The 25,325-nt window shown below is 71.7% G+C and carries 23 protein-coding genes; 12 read left to right on the forward strand and 11 right to left on the reverse strand.

Going from position 1 to position 25,325, the window contains the following annotated elements:
* Positions 1-93: 93 nt before the first annotated feature.
* The 5 genes from atpA to ACZ4A5_RS17355 all read left to right on the forward strand — a co-directional run bounded on the left by atpA (position 94) and on the right by ACZ4A5_RS17355 (position 5,126).
* Complete coding sequence (atpA, locus tag ACZ4A5_RS17335; RefSeq protein WP_398873359.1) at positions 94-1,686, forward strand: F0F1 ATP synthase subunit alpha; 1,593 nt, start codon at positions 94-96, stop codon at positions 1,684-1,686.
* Between the two features lie 23 nt (positions 1,687-1,709).
* Positions 1,710-2,627: a F0F1 ATP synthase subunit gamma gene (locus ACZ4A5_RS17340; protein ID WP_467583948.1), complete on the forward strand. Its 918-nt coding sequence runs from the start codon at positions 1,710-1,712 to the stop codon at positions 2,625-2,627.
* A gap of 5 nt (positions 2,628-2,632) precedes the next feature.
* Positions 2,633-4,075, forward strand: coding sequence for a F0F1 ATP synthase subunit beta (gene atpD, locus ACZ4A5_RS17345; protein ID WP_361527242.1), 1,443 nt, complete (start codon positions 2,633-2,635; stop codon positions 4,073-4,075).
* Between the two features lie 111 nt (positions 4,076-4,186).
* Positions 4,187-4,561 carry a F0F1 ATP synthase subunit epsilon gene (locus ACZ4A5_RS17350; RefSeq protein WP_467583950.1) on the forward strand — a complete coding sequence of 125 codons (375 nt, stop codon included), beginning with the start codon at positions 4,187-4,189 and terminating at the stop codon, positions 4,559-4,561.
* A 118-nt stretch (positions 4,562-4,679) separates the two neighbouring features.
* Positions 4,680-5,126 carry a DUF2550 domain-containing protein gene (locus ACZ4A5_RS17355; RefSeq protein ID WP_398873355.1) on the forward strand — a complete coding sequence of 149 codons (447 nt, stop codon included), beginning with the start codon at positions 4,680-4,682 and terminating at the stop codon, positions 5,124-5,126.
* Positions 5,127-5,216: 90 nt separating this feature from the next.
* Here the strand turns inward: ACZ4A5_RS17355 and ACZ4A5_RS17360 are convergent, their stop codons facing one another.
* The 3 genes from ACZ4A5_RS17360 to ACZ4A5_RS17370 form a co-directional block, all read right to left on the reverse strand.
* Positions 5,217-7,274, reverse strand: a complete 2,058-nt coding sequence (locus ACZ4A5_RS17360) for a glycosyl hydrolase family 18 protein (RefSeq protein WP_467583954.1) — start codon at positions 7,272-7,274, stop codon at positions 5,217-5,219.
* 156 nt (positions 7,275-7,430) lie between these two features.
* Positions 7,431-8,117, reverse strand: coding sequence for a response regulator (locus tag ACZ4A5_RS17365; RefSeq protein ID WP_467583957.1), 687 nt, complete (start codon positions 8,115-8,117; stop codon positions 7,431-7,433).
* The gene (locus ACZ4A5_RS17370) at positions 8,114-9,295 is read right to left on the reverse strand and encodes a sensor histidine kinase (RefSeq protein WP_467583960.1); all 1,182 of its coding nucleotides are present in this window, start codon (positions 9,293-9,295) and stop codon (positions 8,114-8,116) included. Before ACZ4A5_RS17370 ends, ACZ4A5_RS17365 begins: the two co-directional genes overlap by 4 nt.
* Positions 9,296-9,455: 160 nt before the next feature.
* Between ACZ4A5_RS17370 and ACZ4A5_RS17375 the strand changes: the two genes are divergently transcribed.
* Positions 9,456-10,034: a hypothetical protein gene (locus ACZ4A5_RS17375; RefSeq protein ID WP_467583963.1), complete on the forward strand. Its 579-nt coding sequence runs from the start codon at positions 9,456-9,458 to the stop codon at positions 10,032-10,034.
* A gap of 12 nt (positions 10,035-10,046) precedes the next feature.
* Here the strand turns inward: ACZ4A5_RS17375 and ACZ4A5_RS17380 are convergent, their stop codons facing one another.
* Positions 10,047-10,619 carry a cob(I)yrinic acid a,c-diamide adenosyltransferase gene (locus ACZ4A5_RS17380; protein WP_398873345.1) on the reverse strand — a complete coding sequence of 191 codons (573 nt, stop codon included), beginning with the start codon at positions 10,617-10,619 and terminating at the stop codon, positions 10,047-10,049.
* Between the two features lie 283 nt (positions 10,620-10,902).
* Here ACZ4A5_RS17380 and ACZ4A5_RS17385 point away from each other — a divergent pair, with 283 nt between their 5' ends.
* The 3 genes from ACZ4A5_RS17385 to ACZ4A5_RS17395 all read left to right on the forward strand — a co-directional run bounded on the left by ACZ4A5_RS17385 (position 10,903) and on the right by ACZ4A5_RS17395 (position 15,240).
* The gene (locus ACZ4A5_RS17385; protein WP_467583966.1) at positions 10,903-11,751 is read left to right on the forward strand and encodes a 3-hydroxyacyl-CoA dehydrogenase family protein; all 849 of its coding nucleotides are present in this window, start codon (positions 10,903-10,905) and stop codon (positions 11,749-11,751) included.
* Positions 11,752-11,887: 136 nt separating this feature from the next.
* Positions 11,888-12,211 (forward strand): STAS domain-containing protein, encoded by a 324-nt coding sequence (locus tag ACZ4A5_RS17390; RefSeq protein ID WP_361527260.1) that lies wholly within the window; start codon positions 11,888-11,890, stop codon positions 12,209-12,211.
* Between the two features lie 362 nt (positions 12,212-12,573).
* A complete protein-coding gene (locus ACZ4A5_RS17395) occupies positions 12,574-15,240 on the forward strand; it encodes an ATP-binding protein (protein WP_467583969.1) in 2,667 nt (888 codons plus the stop codon).
* A 239-nt stretch (positions 15,241-15,479) separates the two neighbouring features.
* On the opposite strand, the gene nucS is transcribed toward ACZ4A5_RS17395, so the two are convergent.
* The gene (gene nucS / locus ACZ4A5_RS17400; RefSeq protein ID WP_116213924.1) at positions 15,480-16,142 is read right to left on the reverse strand and encodes an endonuclease NucS; all 663 of its coding nucleotides are present in this window, start codon (positions 16,140-16,142) and stop codon (positions 15,480-15,482) included.
* Positions 16,143-16,372: 230 nt separating this feature from the next.
* Here nucS and ACZ4A5_RS17405 point away from each other — a divergent pair, with 230 nt between their 5' ends.
* A complete protein-coding gene (locus tag ACZ4A5_RS17405) occupies positions 16,373-16,765 on the forward strand; it encodes an SCO5389 family protein (protein ID WP_467583973.1) in 393 nt (130 codons plus the stop codon).
* Positions 16,766-17,616: 851 nt separating this feature from the next.
* Here ACZ4A5_RS17405 and ACZ4A5_RS17410 read toward each other — a convergent pair.
* On the reverse strand, positions 17,617-18,642 hold the full coding sequence (locus tag ACZ4A5_RS17410; protein ID WP_467583976.1) for an LLM class flavin-dependent oxidoreductase: 1,026 nt from the start codon (positions 18,640-18,642) through the stop codon (positions 17,617-17,619).
* Positions 18,643-18,848: 206 nt separating this feature from the next.
* Between ACZ4A5_RS17410 and ACZ4A5_RS17415 the strand changes: the two genes are divergently transcribed.
* A complete protein-coding gene (locus tag ACZ4A5_RS17415) occupies positions 18,849-19,181 on the forward strand; it encodes an ATP/GTP-binding protein (protein WP_467583980.1) in 333 nt (110 codons plus the stop codon).
* A gap of 15 nt (positions 19,182-19,196) precedes the next feature.
* Here ACZ4A5_RS17415 and ACZ4A5_RS17420 read toward each other — a convergent pair whose 3' ends face one another.
* Together ACZ4A5_RS17420 and ACZ4A5_RS17425 are read right to left on the reverse strand one after the other, a co-directional pair.
* Positions 19,197-20,081 carry an ABC transporter permease gene (locus ACZ4A5_RS17420; RefSeq protein WP_467583983.1) on the reverse strand — a complete coding sequence of 295 codons (885 nt, stop codon included), beginning with the start codon at positions 20,079-20,081 and terminating at the stop codon, positions 19,197-19,199.
* Positions 20,078-21,298, reverse strand: coding sequence for an ABC transporter ATP-binding protein (locus tag ACZ4A5_RS17425; protein WP_467583986.1), 1,221 nt, complete (start codon positions 21,296-21,298; stop codon positions 20,078-20,080). The genes ACZ4A5_RS17420 and ACZ4A5_RS17425 overlap by 4 nt, the downstream gene beginning before the upstream one ends.
* A 665-nt stretch (positions 21,299-21,963) precedes the next feature.
* On the opposite strand from ACZ4A5_RS17425, the gene ACZ4A5_RS17430 reads away from it, so the two are divergent.
* Positions 21,964-22,251, forward strand: a complete 288-nt coding sequence (locus ACZ4A5_RS17430; protein WP_467583988.1) for a hypothetical protein — start codon at positions 21,964-21,966, stop codon at positions 22,249-22,251.
* Between the two features lie 125 nt (positions 22,252-22,376).
* On the opposite strand, the gene ACZ4A5_RS17435 is transcribed toward ACZ4A5_RS17430, so the two are convergent.
* From ACZ4A5_RS17435 to ACZ4A5_RS17445, 3 genes are all read right to left on the reverse strand, one after another.
* Positions 22,377-23,150 (reverse strand): ABC transporter permease, encoded by a 774-nt coding sequence (locus ACZ4A5_RS17435; protein ID WP_467583991.1) that lies wholly within the window; start codon positions 23,148-23,150, stop codon positions 22,377-22,379.
* 4 nt (positions 23,151-23,154) lie between these two features.
* Positions 23,155-24,144 (reverse strand): ABC transporter ATP-binding protein, encoded by a 990-nt coding sequence (locus ACZ4A5_RS17440; protein ID WP_467583994.1) that lies wholly within the window; start codon positions 24,142-24,144, stop codon positions 23,155-23,157.
* Between the two features lie 169 nt (positions 24,145-24,313).
* Positions 24,314-25,252: a coiled-coil domain-containing protein gene (locus tag ACZ4A5_RS17445; protein ID WP_087926230.1), complete on the reverse strand. Its 939-nt coding sequence runs from the start codon at positions 25,250-25,252 to the stop codon at positions 24,314-24,316.
* Between the last annotated feature and the right edge of the window lie 73 nt (positions 25,253-25,325).

Here is a 25,325-nt window from a genome sequence, read left to right on the forward strand (position 1 = left end):
GGTGTCCTCCGGGGGCCCGCAGCGCGACCGCTGCGGAAGCCGGCCCCCGGGGAAGAAATACTTCGGGCCCAACAAGGAGAGCAGGGAACCCAGATGGCGGAGCTCACGATCCGGCCGGAGGAGATCCGGGACGCGCTGGAGAACTTTGTCCAGGCGTACAAGCCGGACGCGGCCTCGCGCGAGGAGGTCGGTACGGTCAGCGTTGCCGGCGACGGCATCGCTAAGGTCGAGGGTCTTCCCTCGGCCATGGCGAACGAGCTGCTGCGGTTCGAGGACGGAACCCTCGGTCTCGCCCTCAACCTCGAGGAGCGCGAGATCGGTGCGGTCGTCCTCGGCGAGTTCAGCGGCATCGAGGAGGGCCAGCCGGTGCAGCGCACCGGTGAGGTGCTCTCCGTCGCGGTCGGCGAGGGCTACCTCGGCCGCGTCGTCGACCCGCTGGGCAACCCGATCGACGGCCTCGGCGAGATCGCGACCGAAGGTCGCCGCGCCCTGGAGCTGCAGGCCCCGGGCGTCATGGTCCGCAAGTCGGTCCACGAGCCGATGCAGACCGGCCTCAAGGCCGTCGACGCCATGGTGCCGATCGGCCGTGGCCAGCGACAGCTGATCATCGGCGACCGCCAGACCGGCAAGACCGCGCTGGCCGTCGACACGATCATCAACCAGCGCGACAACTGGCGCTCCGGCGACCCGAAGAAGCAGGTCCGCTGCATCTACGTCGCCGTCGGCCAGAAGGGCTCCACCATCGCGTCCGTGCGCGGCGCGCTGGAGGAGGCGGGCGCCCTGGAGTACACGACGATCGTCGCCGCTCCCGCGTCCGACCCGGCCGGCTTCAAGTACCTCGCCCCGTACACCGGCTCGGCCATCGGTCAGCACTGGATGTACCAGGGCAAGCACGTCCTGATCGTCTTCGACGACCTGTCGAAGCAGGCCGACGCCTACCGCGCCGTCTCCCTGCTGCTGCGCCGCCCGCCGGGCCGTGAGGCCTACCCGGGTGACGTCTTCTACCTGCACTCGCGTCTGCTGGAGCGCTGCGCCAAGCTCTCCGACGACATGGGCGCCGGCTCGATGACCGGTCTGCCGATCGTCGAGACCAAGGCCAACGACGTGTCGGCGTTCATCCCGACCAACGTCATCTCCATCACCGACGGCCAGTGCTTCCTGGAGTCCGACCTCTTCAACGCGGGCCAGCGCCCGGCGCTGAACGTCGGTATCTCGGTCTCCCGTGTCGGTGGTTCCGCCCAGCACAAGGCCATGAAGCAGGTCTCCGGCCGGCTTCGCGTGGACCTCGCCCAGTACCGCGAGCTGGAGGCGTTCGCCGCCTTCGGTTCCGACCTGGACGCGGCCTCGAAGGCGCAGCTGGAGCGCGGCAAGCGCATGGTCGAGCTGCTGAAGCAGGGCCAGTACGCCCCGTACGCGGTCGAGGACCAGGTCGTCTCCGTCTGGGCCGGCACCACCGGCAAGATGGACGACGTGCCGGTCGAGGACATCCAGCGCTTCGAGCGCGAGATGCTCGACTACCTGGGCCGCGAGCACAAGGGCCTGATGACCAGCATCGTCGAGGGCGGCAAGATGTCCGACGACACCCTCCAGGCGCTCGCCGAGGCCATCGCCACCTTCAAGAAGCAGTTCGAGACCTCGGACGGCAAGCTTCTCGGTGACGACGCCACGGCCGGCTCCGCGAAGTGACGACGACGGAAGGGACCTGATCCATGGGAGCCCAGCTCCGGGTCTACAAGCGTCGCATCCGCTCCGTCACCGCGACCAAGAAGATCACCAAGGCGATGGAGATGATCGCCGCCTCGCGCATCGTCAAGGCGCAGCGCCAGGTGGCGGCATCGACGCCGTACGCGAGTGAACTCACCCGCGCGGTGACGGCGGTTGCGACCGGTTCGAACACCAAGCACGCGCTGACCACCGAGGTCGAGCGCCCGGTCCGGGCCGCGGTCCTGCTCGTCACGAGCGACCGCGGTCTGGCCGGCGGCTACTCCTCCAACGCCATCAAGGCCGCGGACCGCCTCACCGAGCGCCTGCGCTCGGAGGGCAAGGACGTCGTCACGTACATCATCGGCCGCAAGGGCGTTGCGTACTACGGCTTCCGGGAGCGTCCGGTGGCGGAGTCGTGGACCGGCTTCACCGACAGCCCGACGTACGCCGACGCCAAGCGCGTGGCGGGTCCGCTGATCGAGGCGGTCCAGCTGGACACGGCCGAGGGCGGCGTCGACGAGCTGCACATCGTCTTCACCGAGTTCGTCTCGATGATGACGCAGTCGCCGGTCGAGAAGCGGCTGCTGCCGCTCACCCTCGACGCGGCGGAGGAGCCCGAGGAGGGCGCGAAGGGCAAGATCCTTCCGCTCTTCGACTTCGAGCCGTCGGCGGAGGACGTCCTCGACGCCCTGCTGCCCCGGTACGTCGAGAGCCGTATCTACAACGCGCTGCTGCAGTCGGCCGCTTCCGAGCACGCCGCCCGCCGCCGCGCGATGAAGTCGGCGACCGACAACGCCGGCGAACTCATCAAGACGCTGTCGCGCCTTGCCAATGCGGCCCGACAGGCCGAAATCACCCAGGAAATCAGCGAGATCGTCGGTGGCTCCAGTGCCCTGGCCGACGCTAACGCGGGGAGTGACTGACCACTATGACCACGACTGTTGAAACCGCCACGGCCACCGGCCGCGTCGCGCGGGTCATCGGCCCGGTCGTCGACGTGGAGTTCCCCGTCGACGCGATGCCGGAGATCTACAACGCGCTGCACGTCCAGGTCGCCGACCCGGCCGAGGACGGCAAGCTCAAGACGCTGACCCTCGAGGTCGCGCAGCACCTGGGCGAGGGCCTGGTCCGCGCCATCTCGATGCAGCCCACCGACGGCCTGGTCCGCCAGGCCGCCGTCACCGACACGGGCACGGGCATCACCGTCCCCGTCGGTGACGTCACCAAGGGCAAGGTGTTCAACACCCTCGGTGAGATCCTGAACAAGCCGGAGGCCGAGTCCGAGGTCACCGAGCGCTGGGCGATCCACCGCAAGGCGCCGAGCTTCGACCAGCTCGAGTCGAAGACCGAGATGTTCGAGACCGGCGTCAAGGTCATCGACCTGCTGACCCCGTATGTCAAGGGCGGCAAGATCGGTCTGTTCGGTGGTGCCGGTGTCGGCAAGACCGTGCTGATCCAGGAAATGATCTACCGCGTGGCCAACAACCACGACGGTGTGTCGGTGTTCGCCGGTGTCGGTGAGCGCACCCGTGAGGGCAACGACCTCATCGAGGAAATGACCGACTCGGGCGTCATCGACAAGACGGCGCTCGTCTTCGGTCAGATGGACGAGCCGCCGGGCACCCGTCTGCGCGTCGCCCTGGCCGGTCTGACCATGGCGGAGTACTTCCGCGATGTGCAGAAGCAGGACGTGCTCTTCTTCATCGACAACATCTTCCGTTACACCCAGGCCGGTTCCGAGGTGTCCACGCTGCTCGGCCGTATGCCGTCCGCGGTGGGTTACCAGCCGAACCTGGCGGACGAGATGGGTCTGCTGCAGGAGCGCATCACCTCGACCCGTGGTCACTCGATCACCTCGATGCAGGCGATCTACGTCCCCGCGGACGACCTGACCGACCCGGCGCCGGCGACCACCTTCGCCCACCTGGACGCGACGACCGTGCTGTCGCGTCCGATCTCGGAGAAGGGCATCTACCCGGCGGTCGACCCGCTGGACTCGACGTCCCGCATCCTGGACCCGCGCTACATCGCGCAGGACCACTACGACTGCGCCTCGCGCGTCAAGACGATCCTGCAGAAGTACAAGGACCTCCAGGACATCATCGCGATCCTCGGTATCGACGAGCTGGGCGAGGAGGACAAGCTCGTCGTCCACCGTGCCCGTCGCGTCGAGCGCTTCCTGTCGCAGAACACCCACGTGGCGAAGCAGTTCACCGGTGTCGACGGCTCGGACGTGCCGCTGGACGAGTCCATCGCCGCGTTCAACGCGATCTGCGACGGTGAGTACGACCACTTCCCCGAGCAGGCGTTCTTCATGTGCGGTGGCATCGAGGACCTGAAGGCCAACGCCAAGGAGCTGGGCGTCTCCTGAGCCCCGTGCTCACGGCCGGGGGTGGGGCGATCCCGCCCCCGGTCGTCACGTCCCCTATTCTTTGACCCAACACCTGCCGGATCCGGCAGGTGACAGACCCGAGGAGCCACGTTGGCTGCTGAGCTGCACGTCGAGCTGGTCGCGGCGGACCGAAGCGTCTGGTCCGGCGAGGCCACTCTGGTCATCGCGCGTACCACATCGGGTGACATCGGCGTCATGCCCGGCCACCAGCCGCTGCTCGGTGTGCTGGAGTCCGGCCCGGTGACCATCAAGACCGCCGAGGGCAATGTCATCGCCGCGGTGCACGGTGGGTTCATCTCCTTCGCGGACGACAAGCTCTCGCTCGTCGCCGAGATGGCGGAGCTCGCCGACGAGATCGATGTCCAGCGCGCCGAGCGCGCGCTGGAGCGTGCGAAGGCGGAGGCCGACGCGGCCGCCGAGCGTCGCGCGGACATCCGGCTGCGTGCGGTCACGGGCGTTCACTAGCCCGCGACCCACAGAGATCGTCCCTCAGCCGCGGACCGCACTGGATCACTCCAGGGCGGTCCGCGGCTGAGGCAATACAGGTGCGGTTGCTCTAGATGATGCGAGGAGGTCGGTGGAGATGGTCCTCGCTCTGCTCGTGAGCGGCATCGTCGTCTTGCTGGTGTTGATCGGGCTCTTTGTCTTCGGGCTGCGCAGGCGGCTCATCCAGCGGTCGGGTGGCACGTTCGACTGCAGCCTGCGGTGGGGCGTCCCGGAGGACGCCCCGCTGGACGGCAAGGGGTGGGTCTACGGCGTCGCCCGCTACAACAGTGACCGGATCGAGTGGTTCCGGGTCTTCTCCTACGCGGTGCGCCCGCGGCGCGTGCTGGAGCGCGCGTCGATCGAGGTGCTGGAGCGGCGCGCGCCCCTCGGGGACGAGGAACTGGCGCTGCTCTCCGACGCCGTCGTGCTGATCTGTCTCCATCAGGGGACGCGGCTCGAACTGGCCATGAGCGAGGACGCGCTGACCGGATTCCTGGCCTGGCTGGAGGCGGCGCCTCCCGGGCAGAGAGTCAATGTGGCGTAGATCAGGGCTGTCTCTCCGAGCGGGGGCGCCGCCCTGCGTCAAGGTGCCTCAGCGCTCAGTGTTCAGCGCTCAGCGCTTCGGGGCCGTCGGTCAGCCCAGGCCCGTGGAGACCGCTGACATCAGCGGACCCGTGTCGCCCGACATCTCCCAGATCATCACGCCGCCCAGGCCCTTGCCGCGCAGCCAGGCGGCCTTCTTGCCGATGGACCACGCGTCGTCGAAGGTCCACCACTGGCCGTTGTCCCCGGTGTAGCCGTACGTGGCGACGGCCTGTTCGTCGTGGTAGACGGTCAGGTTGGGCACGGACGCGATCAGGTTGGCGTAGCCGCGCGTGCCCGACTCCTCGGGGAACTGCCCCGGCGCCGCCCCGTTCGCCTTCTGCCACGCGCCGTGCGCGCCGCCGTCGGCGACCTGCTGCCAGCCGCGCCCGTAGAACGCCAGGCCGAGCATCACCTTGCGCGGGTCGACTCCGGCGTCGAGGTAGGTCTGCACGGTCTTGTCCACGCTGAACTTCGTGGTGTACGGGTCCTTGGGGTCGGTGTAGAGGTTGCCCTGGTGCCCGGTGAGGTTGGGCTCCCAGCTGTTGTCGCTGCCGGAGCCGTGGAAGTCGTAGCCCTGGACGTTGGCGTAGTCCATGGAGTCGAGGACGCTGGGCGTGCCGTCCTTGGTGGTGATGTCCCAGCCTGCGTCGATCTTGGCCGGGTCCGCCGGGGTGAAGGCGGTGACGAGGTACTTCTTCCCGGTGGTCTGGGACAGCGTGTCGAGCTGCTTGCGGAACTCCGCGAAGAGCAGGGTGTTGTTCGCCTTGTCGTCCTTCGACACGTGGTTGCCCGGGTGGCCGTCGGAGCCCGGCCACTCCCAGTCGATGTCGAAGCCGTCGAAGATCCCGGCCGCCGAGCCGTCGCCGCCGCGTCCGTTGCTGACCGGCAGGTTGCCCTTGAGGTACATGTCGATGCAGGACTTCACGAACTTCTGCCGGGAGGCGTCGGTCTTCGCCACGTCGGAGAAGTACTTGCTGTAGGTCCAGCCGCCCACCGACATGATGATCTTGAGGTTGGGGTGCTTGGCCTTGAGCTTCTTCAGCTGGTTGAAGTTGCCCGCCAGCGGCTGGTCCCAGGTGTCCCCGACGCCGTCGACGGACTCACCGGCCGCGAACCCCTTCTCGTAGTCGGCCCAGGAGTCGCCCGCGCCGTCGCCCTGGTTGGGGTCCTCGGGGTTGGGCAAGGTGGCCTTGGTGACGCCATTGAGACAGGTGAGGTTGTTCGGGTCGATGTTGGAGAAGGCGTAGTTGAGGTGCGTGAGCTGCGCGGCCGCGCCGGAGTCCTCCAGCGACTTCACGGTGTACGCGCGCCCGTAGATGCCCCACTGCACGAAATAGCCGACCTTGGCGTAGTCGCCGGCCGGCGGCTTCGTGCCGCCGCCCGTGGTGCGCACGGTCAGCGGCGGGCTCGCCTTGCCGGTCTGGTCGGCGGTGTCGCGGGCCACGACGGTGTAGGTGTAGTCGGTGCCCGGCGTCAGGCCCGTGTCGGTGTACGCGAGCTTGGCGATCGTGGTGACCTTGGCCGTGCCGCGGTAGACGTCGTAGTTCTTGATGCCCTTGTCGTCCGTGGCCGCAGGCCACTTCAGGGAGACGGAGGTGTCCGTGACGGCCGTCGCCTGCGGAGTGCCGGGCGCGGACGGCGGGTTGTCGCCGGGAGGTGTGCCGCCGTCACAGGTGCCGCCGTTGAGCTTGCAGGCGTTCGGGGCGCCGTCGCCGGTGGCCACGAAGCCGAAGGTGACGGCGGCGCCTGGGGCGATGGCCCCGTTGTAGTCCCGGTTCTTGGCCGTGACGTGGTTGCCCGAGGTGGTGATCAGGGCGTCCCAGAAGGAGCCGACCGTGGTGGTCGCGGGGAAGTCCCACTCCACGGTCCAGCCGTTGACGGCGGCGGTGCCGGTGTTCTTGACCGTCCACTCGCCCTGGAAGCCCGTGCCCCAGTCCGAGGTCTTGACGAAGGCGGCGGTGAGCGAGGCCGCCTTCGGGGCGGGGGCGGCGTGCGAGGGGGCGGTGGCCAGACCGACGAGCGCGGCGGCCGGGAGGAGCAGCGCGGAGAAGACCGCGACGGCTCGGGAGAGGGGGTGTCTGCTGGGGTGTAAGGAACCTGTGCTCAAGGGAGCTCCTCGAGTGGGGCCTTGTGGTGGGGGTGTTGTGGTGAGGGTGTGGGGGGTGGTGGTGCGCGGGGGTCGTGGCGCGACCGGTGAGCGTGCGCTATCCGGACACGTTCCGCGCGGTTGTGGTGGGGAGAGTAAAAAGGTCCGTACCAATGGTCAAGAGGTCTGGACCAGCCCCAACTCCCGGGCCAGGACCGCCGCCTGCACCCGGCTGCGCAGCTCCAGCTTGGCCAGCAGGCGGCTGACATGCGTCTTCACCGTCGCCTCCGCCATCGTCAGCCGCACCGCGATGTCCGCGTTGGACAGCCCCTCGCCCAGACACGCGAGCACCTCCCGCTCCCGCCGGGTGAGCGGCTCCAGGATCCGCGGGTCCGGCGCCCCCGGCCGTGCGGCGGCGGGCCGCGCGAACTCCGCGATCAGCCGCCGCGTCACCGCCGGGGAGATCAGGCCCTCGCCCCGCGCCACCGTCCGCACCGCCGTGACCAGCTCGGCGGCCTCGCTGTCCTTGAGCAGGAACCCGGCGGCCCCGGCGCGCAGCGCCCCGAAGACGTACTCGTCCAGGTCGAAGGTGGTCAGCACCAGCACGTCCGCGAGCCGCTCCCCGGTGATGACGCGGGTGGCCGACACCCCGTCCAGGCGCGGCATCTGCACGTCCATCAGCACCAGGTCCGGCTCCAGCTCCCGGGCCAGGCGCACGGCCTCCTCGCCGTCGGCCGCCTCCCCGACCACCTCGACGCCGGGCGCCGAGCGCAGGATGAGCACGAGCCCGGAGCGCACGGCGGCCTGGTCCTCGGCGACGACCACGCGGATGGTCCCGGGCCCGCCGTCGGTGGGTGTCGTCACGGTGCTGCCGTCCCTTCCTCCGGTACGGGCAGCACGGCCCGCACGTGCCACTGCCGGCCGGCCGGTCCTTCGGCCGGGCCCGCCTCGAACTCCCCGTCCACCAGGGCGACGCGCTCGCCCATGCCCACGAGCCCGGCGCCCGAGCCCGGCGCGCGCGGGCCGGGCGCCGCGTCGAACGCGCTGGTCACCTCGACCACCAAGGAGCCGGCACCGCCCGCCAGGCGCACCGCGACCTCGCCGGGCCCGGCGTGCTTCACGGCGTTGGTCAGCGACTCCTGGACGATGCGGTACGCCGCGAGCTCGACCGGCGCGGGCAGCGGCCGGGTGCCCCGCTCGTCGTGGAGGACGAAGACGAAGCCGTCGTCCCGCGCAGCTCCGCGGGCCCGGTCGAGCAGCGCCTCGACGCCGTCCAGCCGGGGCACGGCGGCGGGCTCGTCCGCCGCGCCCGCGTCGCGCAGGATGCCGATGAGGCGGCGCATCTCCGCGAGCCCCTGCACGCTGTTCTCCCGGATGACGGCGAGCGCCTCGTCGGACGCCTCCGGGTCGCCGATCGACAGCGCGGCCGTGGAGTGGATCGCGATGGCGGACAGGTGCCCGGCCACCACGTCGTGCAGCTCGCGCGCCATCCGGGCGCGCTCCGCGCCGACCGCCTCCCGGCGGTCCAACTCGGCCAGCAGCGCGGTCCGCTCGGCCTCCAGCCGGGCGGACCGGGCGGCGTCCCGGTGCACCCGGACCCCCACCCCCGTCCACGCGGGGGCGATGGTGATCACGCCGAGGCCGATGCCGACCAGCAGCGCGGAGGGGGCGCGGACGATCGCGGCGGCCAGCAGCGTCCCCACGACGGTGAGCACCTCGGTGGCGCGCGGGATGAAGCGGTACGCGGCCGGAGGGCCGTAGAGCACCGCCGCGTAGACGAGATCGGTGAACATCGCGACGTTCGCCATGACGCTGCCCGAGAGCACGTCGAGCGTGAGCGCGCCCACCCCGACGGCGAGGCCCGTCAGCGGGGCCCTGCGGCGCAGCAGTTCGGCGCCGGCCATGACCGCCAGCGCCAGCAGCGCGAGCCGCCCCGGCACCGCCGCCACCGGCCTGCTGCTCAGCCCCAGCGCGTACAGCGCCACGCCGCCGAGCAGGCCGGTGGCGGCGATGAGCACCTCTTCGCGGGGGAAACGGGACATGGATCCATCACAGCACGTCAAAAGGGGTGCGGGCGCCCCCTGCCGGGGCGGTGCGGGCCGGCGGCGCTACATCGAAGGATGCAGTGGAGGATCGTCGCCGCCGACGAGGAAAGGGCCGCGCGCGGGGGCGACGCTGGTGGGGAGGGAAGGGAGAACCCCCGTGATCGTGTCGTTGATCATCGTGTGCGAGGCCGGCTTCTGGGTGCTGCTGGCCGGCGGGCTGAGCCTGCGCTATCTGGCCCGGATGCCGCGCGCGGGCCTCGCGGTGCTGCTGCTGGAGCCCGTACTGGAGCTGGTCCTGCTGATCGCGACCGCGGTCGACCTGAGGAACGGCGCCCAGGCCGACTGGAAGCACGGCCTGGCCGCGGTCTACATCGGCTTCTCGGTGGGCCTCGGGCACTCCACGCTCACCTGGGCCGACCAGCGCTTCGCCCACCGCTTCGCGGGCGGCCCGCCCCCGGTCGAGCCTCCGAAGTACGGCACGGCGCGCACGGTGCGTGAGTGGCGGACGGCGGGCCGCTGGTGCCTGGCGGCGGCGGTCGCCGCGGGCCTGCTCCAGGCCGCCGTGTGGTACGTCGGCGACTCCGGCGACATCAGCTCGCTGCGGGCGTGGCAGACGAAGATGCTGCTGGTCGTCGGCATCAATGTGGTGATCGCGCTCAGCTATACGATCTGGCCCAAGCGGCCGCCGGAGCCCGGGGCGGCCGAGGAGCCGGCCCGGGACCGCGAGAGGCTCTGACTCGCAGAGAATTCAGCGGTTCTCGCCCGGCACCCAGAGGATGTCCCCGACCTCCTTGTTCGCCGTCCGCGCCAGGATGAAGAGCAGGTCGGAGAGGCGGTTGAGGTAGGTCGCCGCCAGCGGGTTCATGATGTCGGCGTGCAGCTCCATCGCCGCCCAGGTGGAGCGTTCGGCGCGGCGCGCCACCGTGCACGCCTGGTGCAGCAGGGCCGCGCCCGGGGTGCCGCCGGGGAGGATGAAGCTGCGGAGCTTCTCCAGGCCCTCCAGGAAGTGGTCGCAGTCCGCCTCCAGCTTGTCGATGTACGACTGCTCGACGCGCAGCGGCGGGTACTTGGGGTTCTCCGCGACCGGGGTCGCGAGGTCCGCGCCCACGTCGAAGAGGTCGTTCTGGATGCGAACGAGCACCTTGACGACCTCCTCCGGCAGCTGCCCGAGCGCGATCGCGACGCCGATGGCGGCGTTGGCCTCGTTGGCATCGGCGTAGGCGGCGATGCGGGTGTCGGTCTTCACGGTGCGGCTCATGTCACCGAGGGCGGTGGTGCCGCTGTCGCCGGTGCGGGTGTAGATGCGCGTCAGATTGACCATGGGACGAGCGTAGGCCGTGCGGCGGTCGCGCCGCGGGTTCCCGGCCGCCGGACCCACCGGTTCCGCGGATCGCCCCCCGACCTGCACACTGTGAATGCTGATGCTGGAGATACTCAACTGGTGCGTGGGGCGCGGCTGGTAGCCGTCTCGGTGTGATGTCCGTCATGTGGGACGTGACGCGCATCTCTAACCTCCCAAAGCCGCCCCCATGGGCGCTAATGTCCGGCCGAGAGAGTGCGTACGGAACAGAACAGCGTTGTGCACAGGGAGTAAGGGGACAGCCGTGGCCAAGAAGCTCGCCGTCATCGGTGCCGGACTGATGGGGTCGGGGATCGCGCAGGTCTCCGCCCAGGCCGGCTGGGACGTCGTGCTGCGGGACGTCACCGACGCGGCGCTGCGGCGGGGCACGGACGGCATCAAGTCCTCGTACGAGAAGTTCGTCTCCAAGGGCAAGCTGGAGGCGGACGCCGCCGAGCGGGCGCTGGCCCGGATCACCACCACCACCGACCTCGACGGTGCCGCGGACGCCGACATCGTCGTCGAGGCGGTCTTCGAGGACGTCGACACCAAGCGGGACATCTTCCGCGCCCTGGACGGGCTGGTGAAGGACGAGACGGTGCTGGCCTCCAACACCTCCGCCATCCCGATCACCAAGATCGCGGCCGCCACCCGGCGGCCCGAGCGGGTCGTCGGCACGCACTTCTTCTCGCCGGTGCCGATGATGCGGCTCTGCGAGCTGGTCCGCGGCCACAAGACCAGCGATGAAGCCCTCGCCACCGCACGGGAGTTCGCGGAGGGCGTCGGCAAGACGTGCATCGTCGTCAACCGCGACGTCGCGGGCTTCGTCACCACCCGCCTCATCTCGGCGCTCGTGGTCGAGGCGGCGAAGCTCTACGAATCGGGCGTGGCCACCGCCGAGGACATCGACATCGCCTGCAAGCTGGGCTTCGGCCACGCGATGGGCCCGCTGGCCACCGCCGACCTCACGGGCGTGGACATCCTCACGCACGCCACCGGGAACATCTACGCCGAGTGTCAGGACGAGAAGTTCGCGCCGCCGGAGATCATGCGCCGCATGGTCGACGCGGGCGACCTCGGCCGCAAGAGCGGCCAGGGCTTTTACCAGCACTGACGCCCCCGCCGCTATCTGCCTCACCCGCCAGGGTGAATTAGGTATCGGTTGGCCAACAAGCGGCAACCTTGTCGTGTGAGAGGCAGTCAGTTCTTTAGGACCTCATTCACATCACGCACCACTCCCGGGAGCGCATATGCACATCAGGGGCGACCACGCCGAACTGGTCGTCGGGGGGCGCCTCGACGTCCGTAGCGCGGCGGACGCCCGTACGGTCCTGCACTCCGCGCTCGACGCGGGCCGCGGTGACCTCGTGCTCGACCTCACCGAGCTGGACTCCTGGGACGCGACGGGGCTGGGCGTCATCATGGGCGCCCACCGCCGCGCCGGCCGCACCGGCCGGCGGCTGGTCCTGCGCGGGGTGCCCGACCGGATGCAGCGGCTGCTGGTCGCCACCCGCCTGCACCGCATCCTCGCCATCGAGGGCGGCATCGAGGCGGAGTCCCTGCCCGGAGTGTGACCGGCGCGTGCGGCGCCGGAAGCGCGCCGGGAAGCACCTTGCGGGGAATCGCGGGTAATGACGGGGAAGGGCCCGGCCCGGGGCTGTTGGGGCGTCCGTGCCCCGCTCCGGCTTTCGCCCGCTTCGTCCCTTCACCCTCATGGGACCGTGACGTCCCCCGGGCGGCGAGGCGCCCCTCGATTCATGGATACTGTCCGGAGGTCTGAGGTTCGGTTTTTCCCGCCGCATAAGGCCGTACAACCATGCCCACACGGCGGGCACCGGACGCTGAGCGCCGGCCGGACGGCGTCCGGCCGGGGGCGAGGGAGTGCGGACAGGCCGGGAGGGCACGACGGCACGCCACGCTTTTGGGGGCTTTCACCATGGACCCGACGAACCGATCCGAGGAATTCGGCGACGGCGCCCACGAGCCCGCCACCGACGGCGGCCCGGCGCGGGAGGCGCAGGGCCAGGAGAGCGGCGGGCAGGGGCCCGCGCCCGTCCGCGTCGTCCGGCTCGTCGCCGGCGACTACGTCCTCACCGTCAATCCGCTCGACGGCAGCGAGATCGAGCCCTGCCTGCCCGGACAGCGGCCCGCCCACCCCGGCAAGCACGGCCCCGCCGAGCGCGCCGAGCGGCTCCGCGCCACCCAGCCGCCGCCGCCCGCCCGCCCCGCCGGCCCCGAACTCCCCCTGCTGGAACGGCAGGAGGAGCGCGAGAGACTCGTCCGCCTGCTGTCGCGCGGCCGCTCCGTACGCCTCACCGGCCCCTCCGGCTCCGGCCGCAGCGCCCTGCTCGACGCCGTGGCCGCCGACTGCGCGGACCTCGCGCCCGACGGCGTCGTGCGCCTGAGCGGCCGCCACCGCACCACCACCGACCTGCTGCACGAGCTCTTCGCCGCCGTCCACGACGCGCCGCTGTACCGCCCGGACCGGGCCGAACTCCTGGCGCTGGTCCACGAGATCGGCGCGGTCGTCGTCCTGGACGACCTCGAATTCGGCGGCAGCGCGCTCGACGAGCTCCTCGACGCCACCCCCGAGTGCGCGTTCCTGCTCGCCGCCACGCCCGACATCGCCGCGCCCTCCGCCGACTCGCACCTCGAAGAGGTCTTCCTCGGCGGGCTCGACCGCACCGGCTGCCTGGAGCTGCTGGAGCACGCCGTCGGCCGTCCGCTCACCGACGAGGAGGCCGACTGGGCGGCGGACCTGTGGTTCGCCTCCGAGGGGCTGCCGCTGCGCTTCGTCCAGGCAGGGGCGCTGCTGCGGCAGCGCGACAACCCGCCGGGCGCGGAGGCCGCCGTGGCCGACGAGTTCGGCGTCGTCGCCGAGCGGCCGTACGTCACCGCCGAGACCGCCGAACCGGAGCCCGCCGCCGCGGGAAGTGACGTGCCGCTGCCCGCCCTCGCCTCGGCCACGGCCCCCGCGCCCCGGCTCGCCTCCCGGCTCGGCGAGGCCGCCCGCGACACCCTGCGCATCGCCGTCGCCCTCGGCGGCGAGGTCCCGCACCAGGCGCACCTGCCGGCCCTCGTGGGCGACACCCACGCGGACGCCGCCCTCGGCGAACTCCTCGCCGCCGGGCTGATCACCGCCGCCGGCGCGCACTACCGGCTGGCCGCGGGCGTCGCCGACCAGCTGCTCGCCGAGGGGTACGGACGGGACGCGGGCGACCTCGCGCACGCCGCGGCCCAGCACTACGCCTGGTGGACCGGGCACCCTTCCGTCGCCCCCGAGCGCGCCGCCCTGGAGGCCGACGCCATCCTCGCCGCGCTCGCGGCCACGGCCGGCGACGGCGAGGACGGGCGCGCGCAGGCCGCGGTGCGGCTGGCCCGTACGGCGGCGCCCGCGTTCGCGGCCGCCCTGCACTGGAGCGCCTGGGAGCGCTGCCTGCGGCACGGCCAGGCCGCGGCCCGGCGCAGCGGTGAGGTCGGCGAAGAGGCGTACTTCCACCACGAGTTGGGCGTGCTCGCCCTGTGCACCGGCAACATCGACCGGGCCCGCGCCGAGCTGGAGGCGTCGGTCGGGATGCGCGGGGTGCTCGCGGACAAACGCGGTGCCATAGCGGGCCGTCGCGCCCTCGCCCTCGTCGCCGACCTCTCCGGCCGGACGGCGAACGGGCCCGCGGCGCCACGGACCGGACCCGGCGTGGCCCCGACGGCACCGCCGTCGTCGGCGCCTTCGGCCGTGCCTTCCTCCATGCCTTCTTCCATGCCTCCGTCCACGCCGGCCTCCGCCTTCCCGCCGCCGCCCGCCGCGTCGGCGGCCGCGAGGACGACCGCCGGTGAGGAGATCCCGGACGCGCGCCGTGAGGAGTCGGCGACACCGCCCGTCGCGATGCCGTCGCCCTTCGCCACGCCCGTCGACCAGGACCGCGTCGCGACCGAGTCCTTCCGCCGGCTCGGCCCCGCCGCGGCGGCGAGGAAGCAGCCGCCGTCACAGCCGTGGGCGAGGAAGCTGATGGTGAGCGGCACCCGGCGCAACCTCGCCGCCGCGGGTGCCGGAGCGCTGCTCGCCGCGGTGCTCGGCACCGTCGTGACGCTCGGCGCGACGTCCGGCAGCCACGACGGGGACGCCTCCGACGGCAAGGTGACCCCCGGCCGCTCCGCGTCGCAGCAGGACGGGGACAACGGCCTCACCGCGGACCACCCGGGTCCGGGCGAGGCGGGGCACGCTCAGGTGCCGGGCAAGCCGGGGGAGCCCGGCCGGTCGGCTTCCCCGGGGGCGTCGGGCGCGGCGTCCCCCGGCGCCTCGGGCAGCGCGTCGCCGAGCGCGGGGGCGAGCGATGGCGGCAAGCCGTCCGGGGGGCCTTCGCAGCCCTCCACCGCGCCGGAGTCGCCTTCGAAGTCGCCGTCGAAGGAACCGACCTCCCCGCCCGCGACGCCGTCCAAGGACCCGACGAAGGATCCGACGAAGCAGCCCCCCACTTCGCCGGCGACGCCGTCGCAGCCGCCGGCGGGCGGGGGCGGTTCGAGCTCGGTGGCCGGTGGCCCGGCGACGACGGGCTCAACGGGCAGCCGGCCGGCGGACGGCGGCGCGGGCAACCCGACGGCTTGACCGGGGCCGGGCGCCGGGCCCCGGCCTGTCGGCCTGTGCCGTTGGGCGGGGCGGGGTGGCGCCCGCCGGGTTGTCTCTTGCGCGGGGTGTGGCGGGGGCGGGCCGGTGGGGGTTTGCCGCGCGGTTCCCCGCGCCCCTGACGGGGCGCGGCCCCGTTGCCGGGATCAGCGGTCGTGGGCCGGAGCCGAATCCGCTTGCGCAGCCCCCGGGAACACCCCGCCCGCCTTCTCCACCACGGGTCAGAACAGGCGAAGCTTGTCGTCCTCGATGCCGCGCATCGCGTCGTAGTCGAGGACGAGGCAGCCGATGCCGCGGTCCGTCGCGAGGACGCGGGCCTGCGGCTTGATCTCCTGGGCCGCGAAGACGCCGCGGACAGGAGCGAGGTGCGGGTCGCGGTTGAGCAGTTCCAGATAGCGCGTGAGCTGCTCGACGCCGTCGATGTCACCGCGCCGCTTCAGCTCCACGGCCACCGTCGCGCCGTCCGCGTCGCGGCAGAGGATGTCCACGGGGCCGATCGCCGTGGGGTACTCCCGGCGGATCAGGGTGTAGCCCTCGCCGAGCGTCTCGATCCGGTCGGCGAGCAGCTCCTGGAGGTGCGCTTCCACGCCGTCCTTGATCAGACCCGGGTCGACGCCGAGTTCGTGGGAGGAGTCGTGCAGCACTTCCTCCATAGTGATGATCAGCTTCTCGCCCGCCTTGTTGACCACCGTCCACACCGAGCCGTCGCCCTCCTTGAGGGTGCACGGCGGGGACATCCAGTTGAGGGGTTTGTAGGCCCTGTCGTCCGCGTGGATGGAGACACTGCCGTCCGCCTTGACGAGGATCAGTCGCGGGGCGGAGGGGAGGTGGGCGGTGAGCCGGCCCGCGTAGTCCACGGAGCAACGGGCGATGACGAGACGCATGGTCAGTCACGCTACTCGACTCCCGCCCCTCGGCGCGATTCGCCCTTGATGGACCCCTTCGGTGGACCGCCGAACGCCCTGGGCCGTGGCCGGTTGTTACTGCGTTCTCCTGGTGCCCCCGCAGTGGCCGAATTACCGTTGAAGCGGGCGGTCGTCGTACGGGCACAGGGCGTCGTCGTCCGCTCGCCCATCCCTGAGACCCCGTTCGCGGGGTCGCGAGAGGAGAACTCATGTCGCTCGACGTCTCACCGGCCCTCCTTGAACAGGCCGAGCGAGGCGAGGTCGACGAAGCGGAATTCGTCGACTGCGTCCGGACCTCCCTGCCGTACGCGTGGGAGATGATCAGCTCCCTGGTGGCCCGGCTCAAGATCGACGGTGGCGAGTTCGCCGACAACCAGACGCCTCCGCCGGATGAGCAGGCTCGTGGCCAGCTGCTGCGAGCCTTGGCGAGTGACGCGATCCGTGGTGCGCTGGAGCGGCACTTCGGTGTCCGCCTGGCGTTCCAGAACTGCCACCGGGTGGCGGTCTTCCCGCTCGACCCGGCGGCCGACGACCGTCTCGCACGCTTCACCTCGATCCGTGGCCAGTTACTCAATCAGTCCCCGCTCCTGCGGGACTGCTGAGGCACGGTGCTGCCGCCTCGCGATGTGCGGGCGGCAGCGCTGGGGGGATGGGGGGTCCGTTTTTCTGCCTGTGGCTCGCCGTTGCCTGGTGCGGGTTTCGTTGCCGCCTGCGGCGGGGGCGCCCTGCGGGCCTGCTTGGGTTTGGTGGGGTTCGCCGTTGCCTCGTGCGGGCCTGTTGCCGCCTGCGGCGGGGGCGCCCTGCGGGCGCGTCCTCAGTCGCCGGACGGGCTTGGGTTTGGCGGGCTCGGCGTCGCCTTGTGCGGGTTGTCTGCGCCTGCGGCGGGCGGCCTCAATCGCCGGCCGGGCTGGGTTGTGGGGTTCGCCGTTGTCCGGTGCGGGGGGACGCCCTGCGGGCGTGGCCTCAAGCGCTGGCCGGGCTTGGGTGTGTGGTGGGTGCCGGGGGTGGGACTTCCGGGCTGAGGACCTGGAACGCGGTGCGGGCACCGTGCTTCGTATGGGGTGCCGTACCGACGCACCGCGTTCCAGAACCCCACCCTCCAGCCCCGCCCCCTCCCACCGGAGAGCACGTGCGGGACGTATCCGCTTCAGGGTTCCCAATCAGCCCGTCCGGCGATTGAGGACAACGCGCGAAGCGCGTTGCTGGGGGTCCGGGGTCTCCCCGGTTTCGGGAAGGGGCGGGGCTGGGGAACAGCCCGCCGCAGGCGCCACGGACCCGCAGCCGGGCGCGGAGCGGAGCCCCCACGCGGCGGAGCCGCCCATCCCCGTCCGGCGACCGACGCCGCCGCCCGCAGGGCGCCCCGCCGCAGGCGGCAACGACGGAGCACCCAGCCACGACCGGCACGCAAAGCGCAGCGAACCCGCAGGCGGCAAGCCCCCGGCCACAAACTGCCTCACCCCAGAAGCGGCAGCACCTCGGATCCGAGCCGGCGGAGGTTGTCCTCCGTCGCGGCGAGGTCGCCGGAGCCCTCGGTGAGGAGGGCGAAGCGGGTGATGCCCGTGCGTTCGGACGTCGCTGCGAGACGGTCCGCGCACAGCCGCGGCGGTCCCACCGGATGGAGTTCGCAGAGCTGCTGGGTGTAGGCGAGCGGGTCGCGCATCCGCCGCGGCCGGCCGTCGACCGTCTCATAGGCGGCGAGCCCGTGGTGGAACCACCCCGGCATGGCCTTGAGGAGGGTCTCCGCGGCCTCCCGCCGCCGGTCCCCGACCTGTGCGACACCGGCGGACACATGACCGGCCGCCACGACCTCCTCGGGTGAACGGCCCGCCTCCAGCGCGCACTTGCGCCAGAGGGCGACCATCTCCGCTTTCTCCTCATCGGAGTTGTGCATCCCGAGCAGCATCGGCAGACCGCGCGCGGCGGCCAGCCGTACGCTCGCGGGCGAGGTGCAGGCGAGCAGCACCGGCGGGCCGGAACGATCCTCCAGGTCGTCCGGGCGCGGCACGACGGGCACTTCGCGGAAGTGGAAGCGGGGCCCGGCCGCGCTCACGCGGGGCGTGCGCAGCCAGCGCAGCAGCAGGTCGAGGGACTCGGGGAAGCCCTCCTCGTACGCCTCCAGGCCCGTGCCGAAGACCTCCAGGTCCACCCAGGGGCCGCCGCGGCCGACTCCCAGGGTGAAGCGGCCCTCGGAGGCGAGGTGCAGCAGCGCCGCCTGCTCGCCCAGTGCCACGGGGTGCACCGTGGGCAGCACGCTCACCGCCGTGCCCACCTCGATCCGCCGGGTGCGCCCGAGCACCAGCCCGGCCAGCGTCGTCGCCGACGGGCAGACGCCGTACGGAATGAAGTGGTGTTCCGCGAGCCAGACCGCGTCGAGTCCGGCCTCCTCGGCGACCACCGCCGACCGGACGGCCCGGTGCAGTGCCTCCCCATGCCCCTGGCCGGGGAACTGCGCGGCCAGGACGAATGCTCCAACGCGCATCGCTCTCAATCTCCTTGCTGGCGACCGACGCGGCATCCCCCACCGGAATCAACGGCTGACACGTGCCATGGGCACGGCCTCGCGTTAAGTTTTAACGATGATCGGAGAATGCTCGGGTGGTCCTTGGGGGGATGCCCGCCCGGGACGGTCACCCTGACGCGTAACCTGGTTACGGCCCGTAGCCCCCCAGACCTCCGAGGTGCCCCGTGTCCCCGCGCCGAAACCGCCCGCGAGGCGGCGCAGAACATCAAGCCGACGCCCCGCGCGAGTTCGTCGGCGACCGCTACGGCCTGGAGCGCAGCGAGAGCTGGCAGGGCGAGGACTGGGCCGTCCGCACGGTCGGCGGTGGCGCGGCCGCCAAGCACTACCGCTGCCCCGGCTGCGACCAGGAGATCCCGCCCGGCGTCCCGCACCTCGTCGCGTGGCCGCTGTACGGCGGCGGCGTGGAGGACCGGCGGCACTGGCACAAGGCGTGCTGGAACGCGAAGGACCGCCGGAGCGCGCGGCTCCAGCGGTCCCGTAACGCGCCTCGGTACTGAGGCGTCGCGTCCGCGCTACGCGTCGCGTTTCATGAGCGCCGCGTACGCGCCGCCCAGGGCGACCGTCACCACGCCCGCCATGATCCAGACCGGGTCCCAGCCCATGGGGCCCGAGTCGGGCCCGGAGCCCGAGGCGAAGAGCACGAAGAGCTGGTAGGGGATCGAGTACTGCAGGAGGATCTTCCGCAGCTCGGACAGCGCGCTCGCGTACATGAACGTCGTCATGACCAGCGGCAGCAGCATCAGGCCGAGCATCGTCGTGATCGCGCCCGCGGAGTGCCGCACGAGCGTCCCGACGGCCAGCGCCAGCAGCCCGATCAGCGCGACGAAGAGGCTGACGCCGACCGTGGCGCGCAGCCACATCTCGCCCGTCGTGCGGCTGGTCCACTGCCCCTGGAGCAGCGATTCCGCCACCATGCCGACCAGCGTCGTGGACACCAGGGTGATCGTGAAGACCAGCAGGAAGAAGACGATCGCCTTCGCCGTCAGCACGCGGGCGCGGTCGGGGCAGGCGGTCAGGGTGGTGCGGATCATGCCCGTGCCGTACTCGGAGCTGATCGTCAGCACGCCGAGCGTGATCACGCAGATGATGCCGAGCAGCACGCCGAAGACGCCGAAGCTCAGGGCCGACATGTTCTTCTCGCCGCTGTCGGAGTCGACGCCGCTGGCGGCCACCGCGATCGCGCAGCCGATGCCGAAGACGAGCACGACCATGACGCCCAGCGTCCACATCGTGGAGCGCAGGGAGCGGATCTTGGTCCACTCGGAGGCGATCGCGTCGGCGAGGTTCGCCTTGCGCACCGGGATCGGGGAGACGTACCCGCCGGCCCACTGAGGGGCCTCCGGCGCGAAGGCCGGTGCCTGCGGCGCGGGCGGCTGCGGGTGCTGGGGGGCGGTCATCGGGCGTCCTCGCTGTCACGCTTGGTCAGGTCGGCGGGGGCGGTGGCGGGCGCGTCGGCCGGGGCGGCCGGCGCGGGGGGCTCGGCGGGCGGGGCGGGCGCGGCGGCGGGCGCGGCCGGTGCCTGCGGGGCGGCGTACGGATTCGGCTGCTCGCCCGTCAGCACGGGATAGGGGTTGGCCGGCGCGGGCTGACCCCAGCCGCCCTGCGCGGGCCGGCCCCAGCCCGGCTGACCCTGCGGTACGCCGTAGCCGTACTGCTGGGCGTACGGGTCGGCCTGCGCCAGACCGGCGCGCTGGTCGGCGGTCGAGCGGTAGTCGACGGCGCCCTGGGTCATCCGCATGTACGCCTCCTCCAGGGACGCCTGGTGCGGGGAGAGCTCCCACAGGCGGACGTCGGCGTCGTGCGCGAGGTCGCTGATCCGGGGGAGAGGCACACCCGTGACGCGCAGCGCGCCGTCCGGCTCGGCCAGCACCTGGCCGCCCGCCTCGACCAGCGCGGCCGTCAGCTTCTCGCGGCCCTCCGGTTCGGTGTCCGGGGTCCGCACGCGGGCGAAGCCGGCGGAGTTCGCGGCGATGAAGTCCCGCACGCTCATGTCGGCGAGCAGCTGGCCGCGGCCGATGACGATGAGGTGCTCGGCGGTGAGGGCCATCTCGCTCATCAGGTGCGAGGAGACGAAGACGGTCCGGCCCTCCGCCGCGAGCTGCTTCATCAGATTGCGGACCCAGAGGATGCCCTCGGGGTCGAGGCCGTTGACCGGCTCGTCGAAGAGCAGCACCTGCGGATCGCCCAGCAGCGCGGCCGCGATGCCCAGGCGCTGGCCCATGCCGAGCGAGAAGCCCTTGGAGCGGCGGCGGGCCACGTCCTGGAGGCCGACGACGGCGAGCACTTCGTCCACCCGGCGCGCGGGCAGGCCCGCGAGCTGGGCGAGGGAGAGCAGGTGCAGCCGGGCGCTGCGCCCGCCGTGCACCGCCTTCGCGTCGAGGAGGGCGCCGACCTGGCGGGGTGCGTTGGGGAGCTTGGCGAAGGGGTAGCCGCCGATGGTCACGCTGCCGGACGTGGGCACGTCCAGACCGAGGATCATGCGCATCGTGGTCGACTTGCCGGATCCGTTGGGGCCCAGGAAGCCGGTGACCGTCCCGGGCCGCACTTGGAACGACAGATTGTGCACGGCCGTCTTGGCGCCGTAGCGCTTCGTGAGGCCGACTGCCTCGATCATGCTCCGCCCCTCGCGAGCTCTTCGGGGCATAAGCCCCCGTAAGGGTTAGGAGCATAACGAGGAGCTGACGGTTCCTGATGGTGTGAGATTCAAGCGACTGGTGGGTAGGGCGTGCCGTGGCGGGGTGCGGAGAGATCGTCGTAGGTGCGGGGTGTGACGGGTGTCTCATCCTCCGCCCCCTCCGGGGCGGGGAACGTCCCGTCCGGGGCGGGAAGCCGCTGTCCGTCAGCACCCAGCCGTGCTCCCGGAAGATCCGCCTGCCCTCGTGGCGTACGGCCTCGTCCGCCCGTGCCCGGTCCACCCAGCTCTCCGGGCCGGGCCCGAGCAGCTCCCGCAGGGCGGGGGAGGAGGTGAGCAGCCGGGTGAGGAGGACGCGCTGGTCGCCGCCGCCGGGCAGGGGGCGGCCGTCGGCCGTGTCGGTGAGGACGCCGTGCAGGCTGACGTAGAGATAAGCCCCGCCCAGGGCCTCGCCCGAGGGCATGAGCATGGGGAAGCGGCTGCCGGGCAGCAGGACGCGGCGGTAGTTGAACTCCGTGCGGTCCACTTCCCGCAGCTGCGCGGTGTCCAGCCAGCTGATCACCAGCGTGAGTTCGGCGCCCGGCTCGACGTACGGGGCGGCCGCCACATAGCCGTGCCGGCCGATGTGCCCGGAGCAGCCGACGCCGATGCCGCGCACTCGCACCGGGACCATGGGGACGGTCGTGGGCAGGCCCCGGCGGGCGAGCTTGTGGTGGAGCTGGGCGGGGGAGGCGTTGGAGCCGACCGCGACGACCGGGTGGCGCCGCCCCGTGGTCGCCGAGCCCAGCCCGGTGAGCACGGCGTCGAGCACCGGCTGCCCGGCCGCGCCGGTGGCGACCCGCCACGCGCCGAGCGGCTCGCGGGGCACGGGGGTCAGCGGGGTGAGCGTGCGGCCGCTGAGCAGGGCGGGTGCGGTGACGGGGCGGCCGGGGTAGGTCAGGGGCTGCTCGGCGGGGGCGTGGCCGAGACTGTCGCTTTCCACGGTCCCCTTCCCTCCCCCGGCCGGGGCCGTCCTGAAACGAACCGGAAGGCGCGGCTCGCACCGGTCGGGCGCCGAGGGCTAAGCGTCCCGCTCCCGCAGCACCACGTACGCCCCCACCAGCGCCGCCACCACCCACAGCACCATGATCGCGAAGCCGCCCCACGGCCCGTACGGGGCGTCGTCGTCGATCGTGATCACCCGCATGACCTTGCGGCCCGCCTGGTCCGGGAAATACTGCGCGACCTTCTTCGTGGCCGGGACCGCGCCCAGGATGTTGGAGATGAGGAAGAAGAACGGCATGAGGATGCCCAGCGAGAGCATCGGGCTGCGCAGCATCGTGGCGATGCCCATGGAGAAGACGGTGATCAGGGTCATGTAGAGCCCGCCGCCGATGACGGCGCGCAGGACTCCCGTATCGCCGATCGACGTCCTGTGCTCGCCCAGCATGGCCTGGCCGAGAAAGAACGCCAGGAAACTCGTGACCATGCCGACGGCCAGCGCCAGCACCGTCGCGATGGTGATCTTGCTGAAGAGAAATGTGCCGCGCTGCGGTACGGCCGCCAGCGAAGTGCGGATCATTCCGGTGCTGTATTCGTTGGTGACGACCAGCACCCCGAAAACGATCATCGCAAGCTGGCCGAGTCCCATGCCGGCGAAACTCGTGAAGGTCGGATCGAAAGTGATCTTCTCCTTCACCGACAGTTTGTCGAAGTTGCTTTTGGAAAGAGCGCTGATCAAAATCCCCAGCGCGACCGTCACGACCAAGGCGAGACCGAGTGTCCACACCGTGGAACGAACGGATTTGATCTTTGTCCATTCGGACCGGAGGACCTGGTTCGCCACCGCCGCCATCGCTTCAGGATCCCTTCTTCTGCCAGTCCGCGCCCCAGCCGGCCCCCGGGAGCTGCTGCCCCGGAGCGGCCCCGGGTCCCAGGACCGGCGCGCTGTGCGCGTGGTATTCCACCGATTCGGCGGTGAGCCGCATGAACGCCTCCTCCAGCGAGGCCCGCTGAGGACTCAGCTCGTGCAGCACGATCTGGTGCCGGGCCGCGAGCTCACCCAGCCGTGCGCCGTCCGCCCCGTCCACCTCCAGCGAGCCGTCGCCGGCCGCCACGGCGGTGATCCCCGCGCCCGCCAGCACGTCGAGCAGCCGCTCCCGGTCGGGCGAGCGCAGCCGCACATAGGAGCGGGAGTTCTGCGCGATGAAGTCCGCCATCGAGGTGTCCGCGAGCAGCCGTCCCTGGCCGATGACGATGAGGTGCTCGGCGGTCAGGGCCATCTCGCTCATCAGGTGCGAGGAGACGAAGACCGTACGCCCCTGTGCGGCGAGGTTCTTCATCAGATTGCGGATCCAGTGGATGCCCTCGGGGTCGAGGCCGTTGACCGGCTCGTCGAAGAGCAGCACCTGCGGATCGCCCAGCAGCGCGCCCGCGATCCCGAGCCGCTGGCCCATGCCCAGGGAGAAGCCCTTGGAGCGCTTCTTCGCCACCGACGTCAGGCCGACCGTGTCCAGCACCTCCGCCACCCGGGCCCGCGGGATGCCGTTGCTCTGCGCCAGGCACAGCAGGTGGTTGTAGGCGCTGCGGCCGCCGTGCATCGCCTTGGCGTCCAGCAGCGCGCCGACGACCTTCAGCGGATCCCGCAGCTGGCGGTAGTGCTTGCCGTCGAGATGGACCGAACCGGCGGTGGGCCGGTCCAGATCGAGCATCATGCGCATCGTGGTGGACTTGCCCGCGCCGTTGGGCCCCAGGAAGCCGGTGACGACCCCGGGCCGTACGGTGCAGGTGAGGCCGTCCACGGCGAGCTTGTCGCCGTAGCGCTTGGTCAGACCCTGGAGCTCGATCATTCCGCCACGTTAAGGGCATGCCCCCCACGGCGCCACCGGTGGCCGCCCGTCCGGATGACCCGGCGGCGGACGGCGGGGCACCGAAGACACCGACGCCCCGTGTGCCGCCTCCCGGCGGCACACGGGGCGTCGGCGTACGGGGGTCGCTGCGGGGCCGTGCGCCGAGCGCTCAGCGGCTCTGCTGGGCCGGGACGCCGCGCGAGATCGGCTCGTCGTCACCGGGCACGCCGGCCGCGGCCACGGCCGCGCCGGTCAGCGTGGCCAGCATCTCGCGGACGTTGGTCAGCTGGGCGTTGATGCTGTCGCGGCGGTTGGTCAGCGCCGCCAGCTCGCGCTCGGACTCGCTGCGGATGCGGTCCGCCTTGGCGTTGGCGTCGGCCACGATGTCCTCGGCCTGGCGCTGCGCGGTCTCCACCGTCTGACGGGCCCGGCGCTCGGCGTCCGTGCGCAGCTTCTCCGCCTCCAGGCGCAGCTGCTCGGCGCGGTGCTCGATCTCCGCCAGCCGCTTCTCGGCCTTGGCCTGACGGGACGCCAGGTCGCGCTCGGACTGCTCACGGCGCTTGGCCAGGTTGGTCTCGAAGTCCGCGGCGGCCTGGGCGGCCTTGGCGCGGGTCTCCTCGAAGAGGGCGTCGGCCTCCTCGCGCTTGGACTGCGCGTCCTTCTGCGCCTCGGCGCGCAGCGTCGCGGCGTCGCCCTTGGCCTTCTCGACGATGCGGGCGCCCTCGTCCTCCGCCTTCGCCTTGCGGTCGGCGGCGAACGACTCGGCGTCGTTGCGCACCTGCTGAGCGGCGGACTCGGCCAGCTCACGGTGCTGCTCGGCCGCGCGCCGTGCCTCCTCACGCAGATCCTTGGCCTCTTCCTCGGCCAGCCGAAGGATCTTCTCGACCCGCGCACCCAGGCCCGCGTAGGACGGTTCCGCGTCGTTGACCTGGGCCTGAGCATTCTGCGTTTCGAGGTGGAGCTCCTCGATGCGCTTTTCCAGAGAGGTGATTCGCGCCAGTGCGCTGTCACGGTCGGCGACGAGCTTGGTAATGCGGTCGTCCACCTGGCCGCGGTCGTATCCACGCCGCACGAGCTCGAAGCCGAAGGGGGAGGAAGTGTCACTCATGGGGTTCCTGTCATAAGAGACCGGTGAGGTGATAGAGGGAATCCTAGGGGTGCGAGCGGCGTGGCATCGAGTG

This window comes from Streptomyces sp. NPDC025618 (assembly GCF_055558795.1).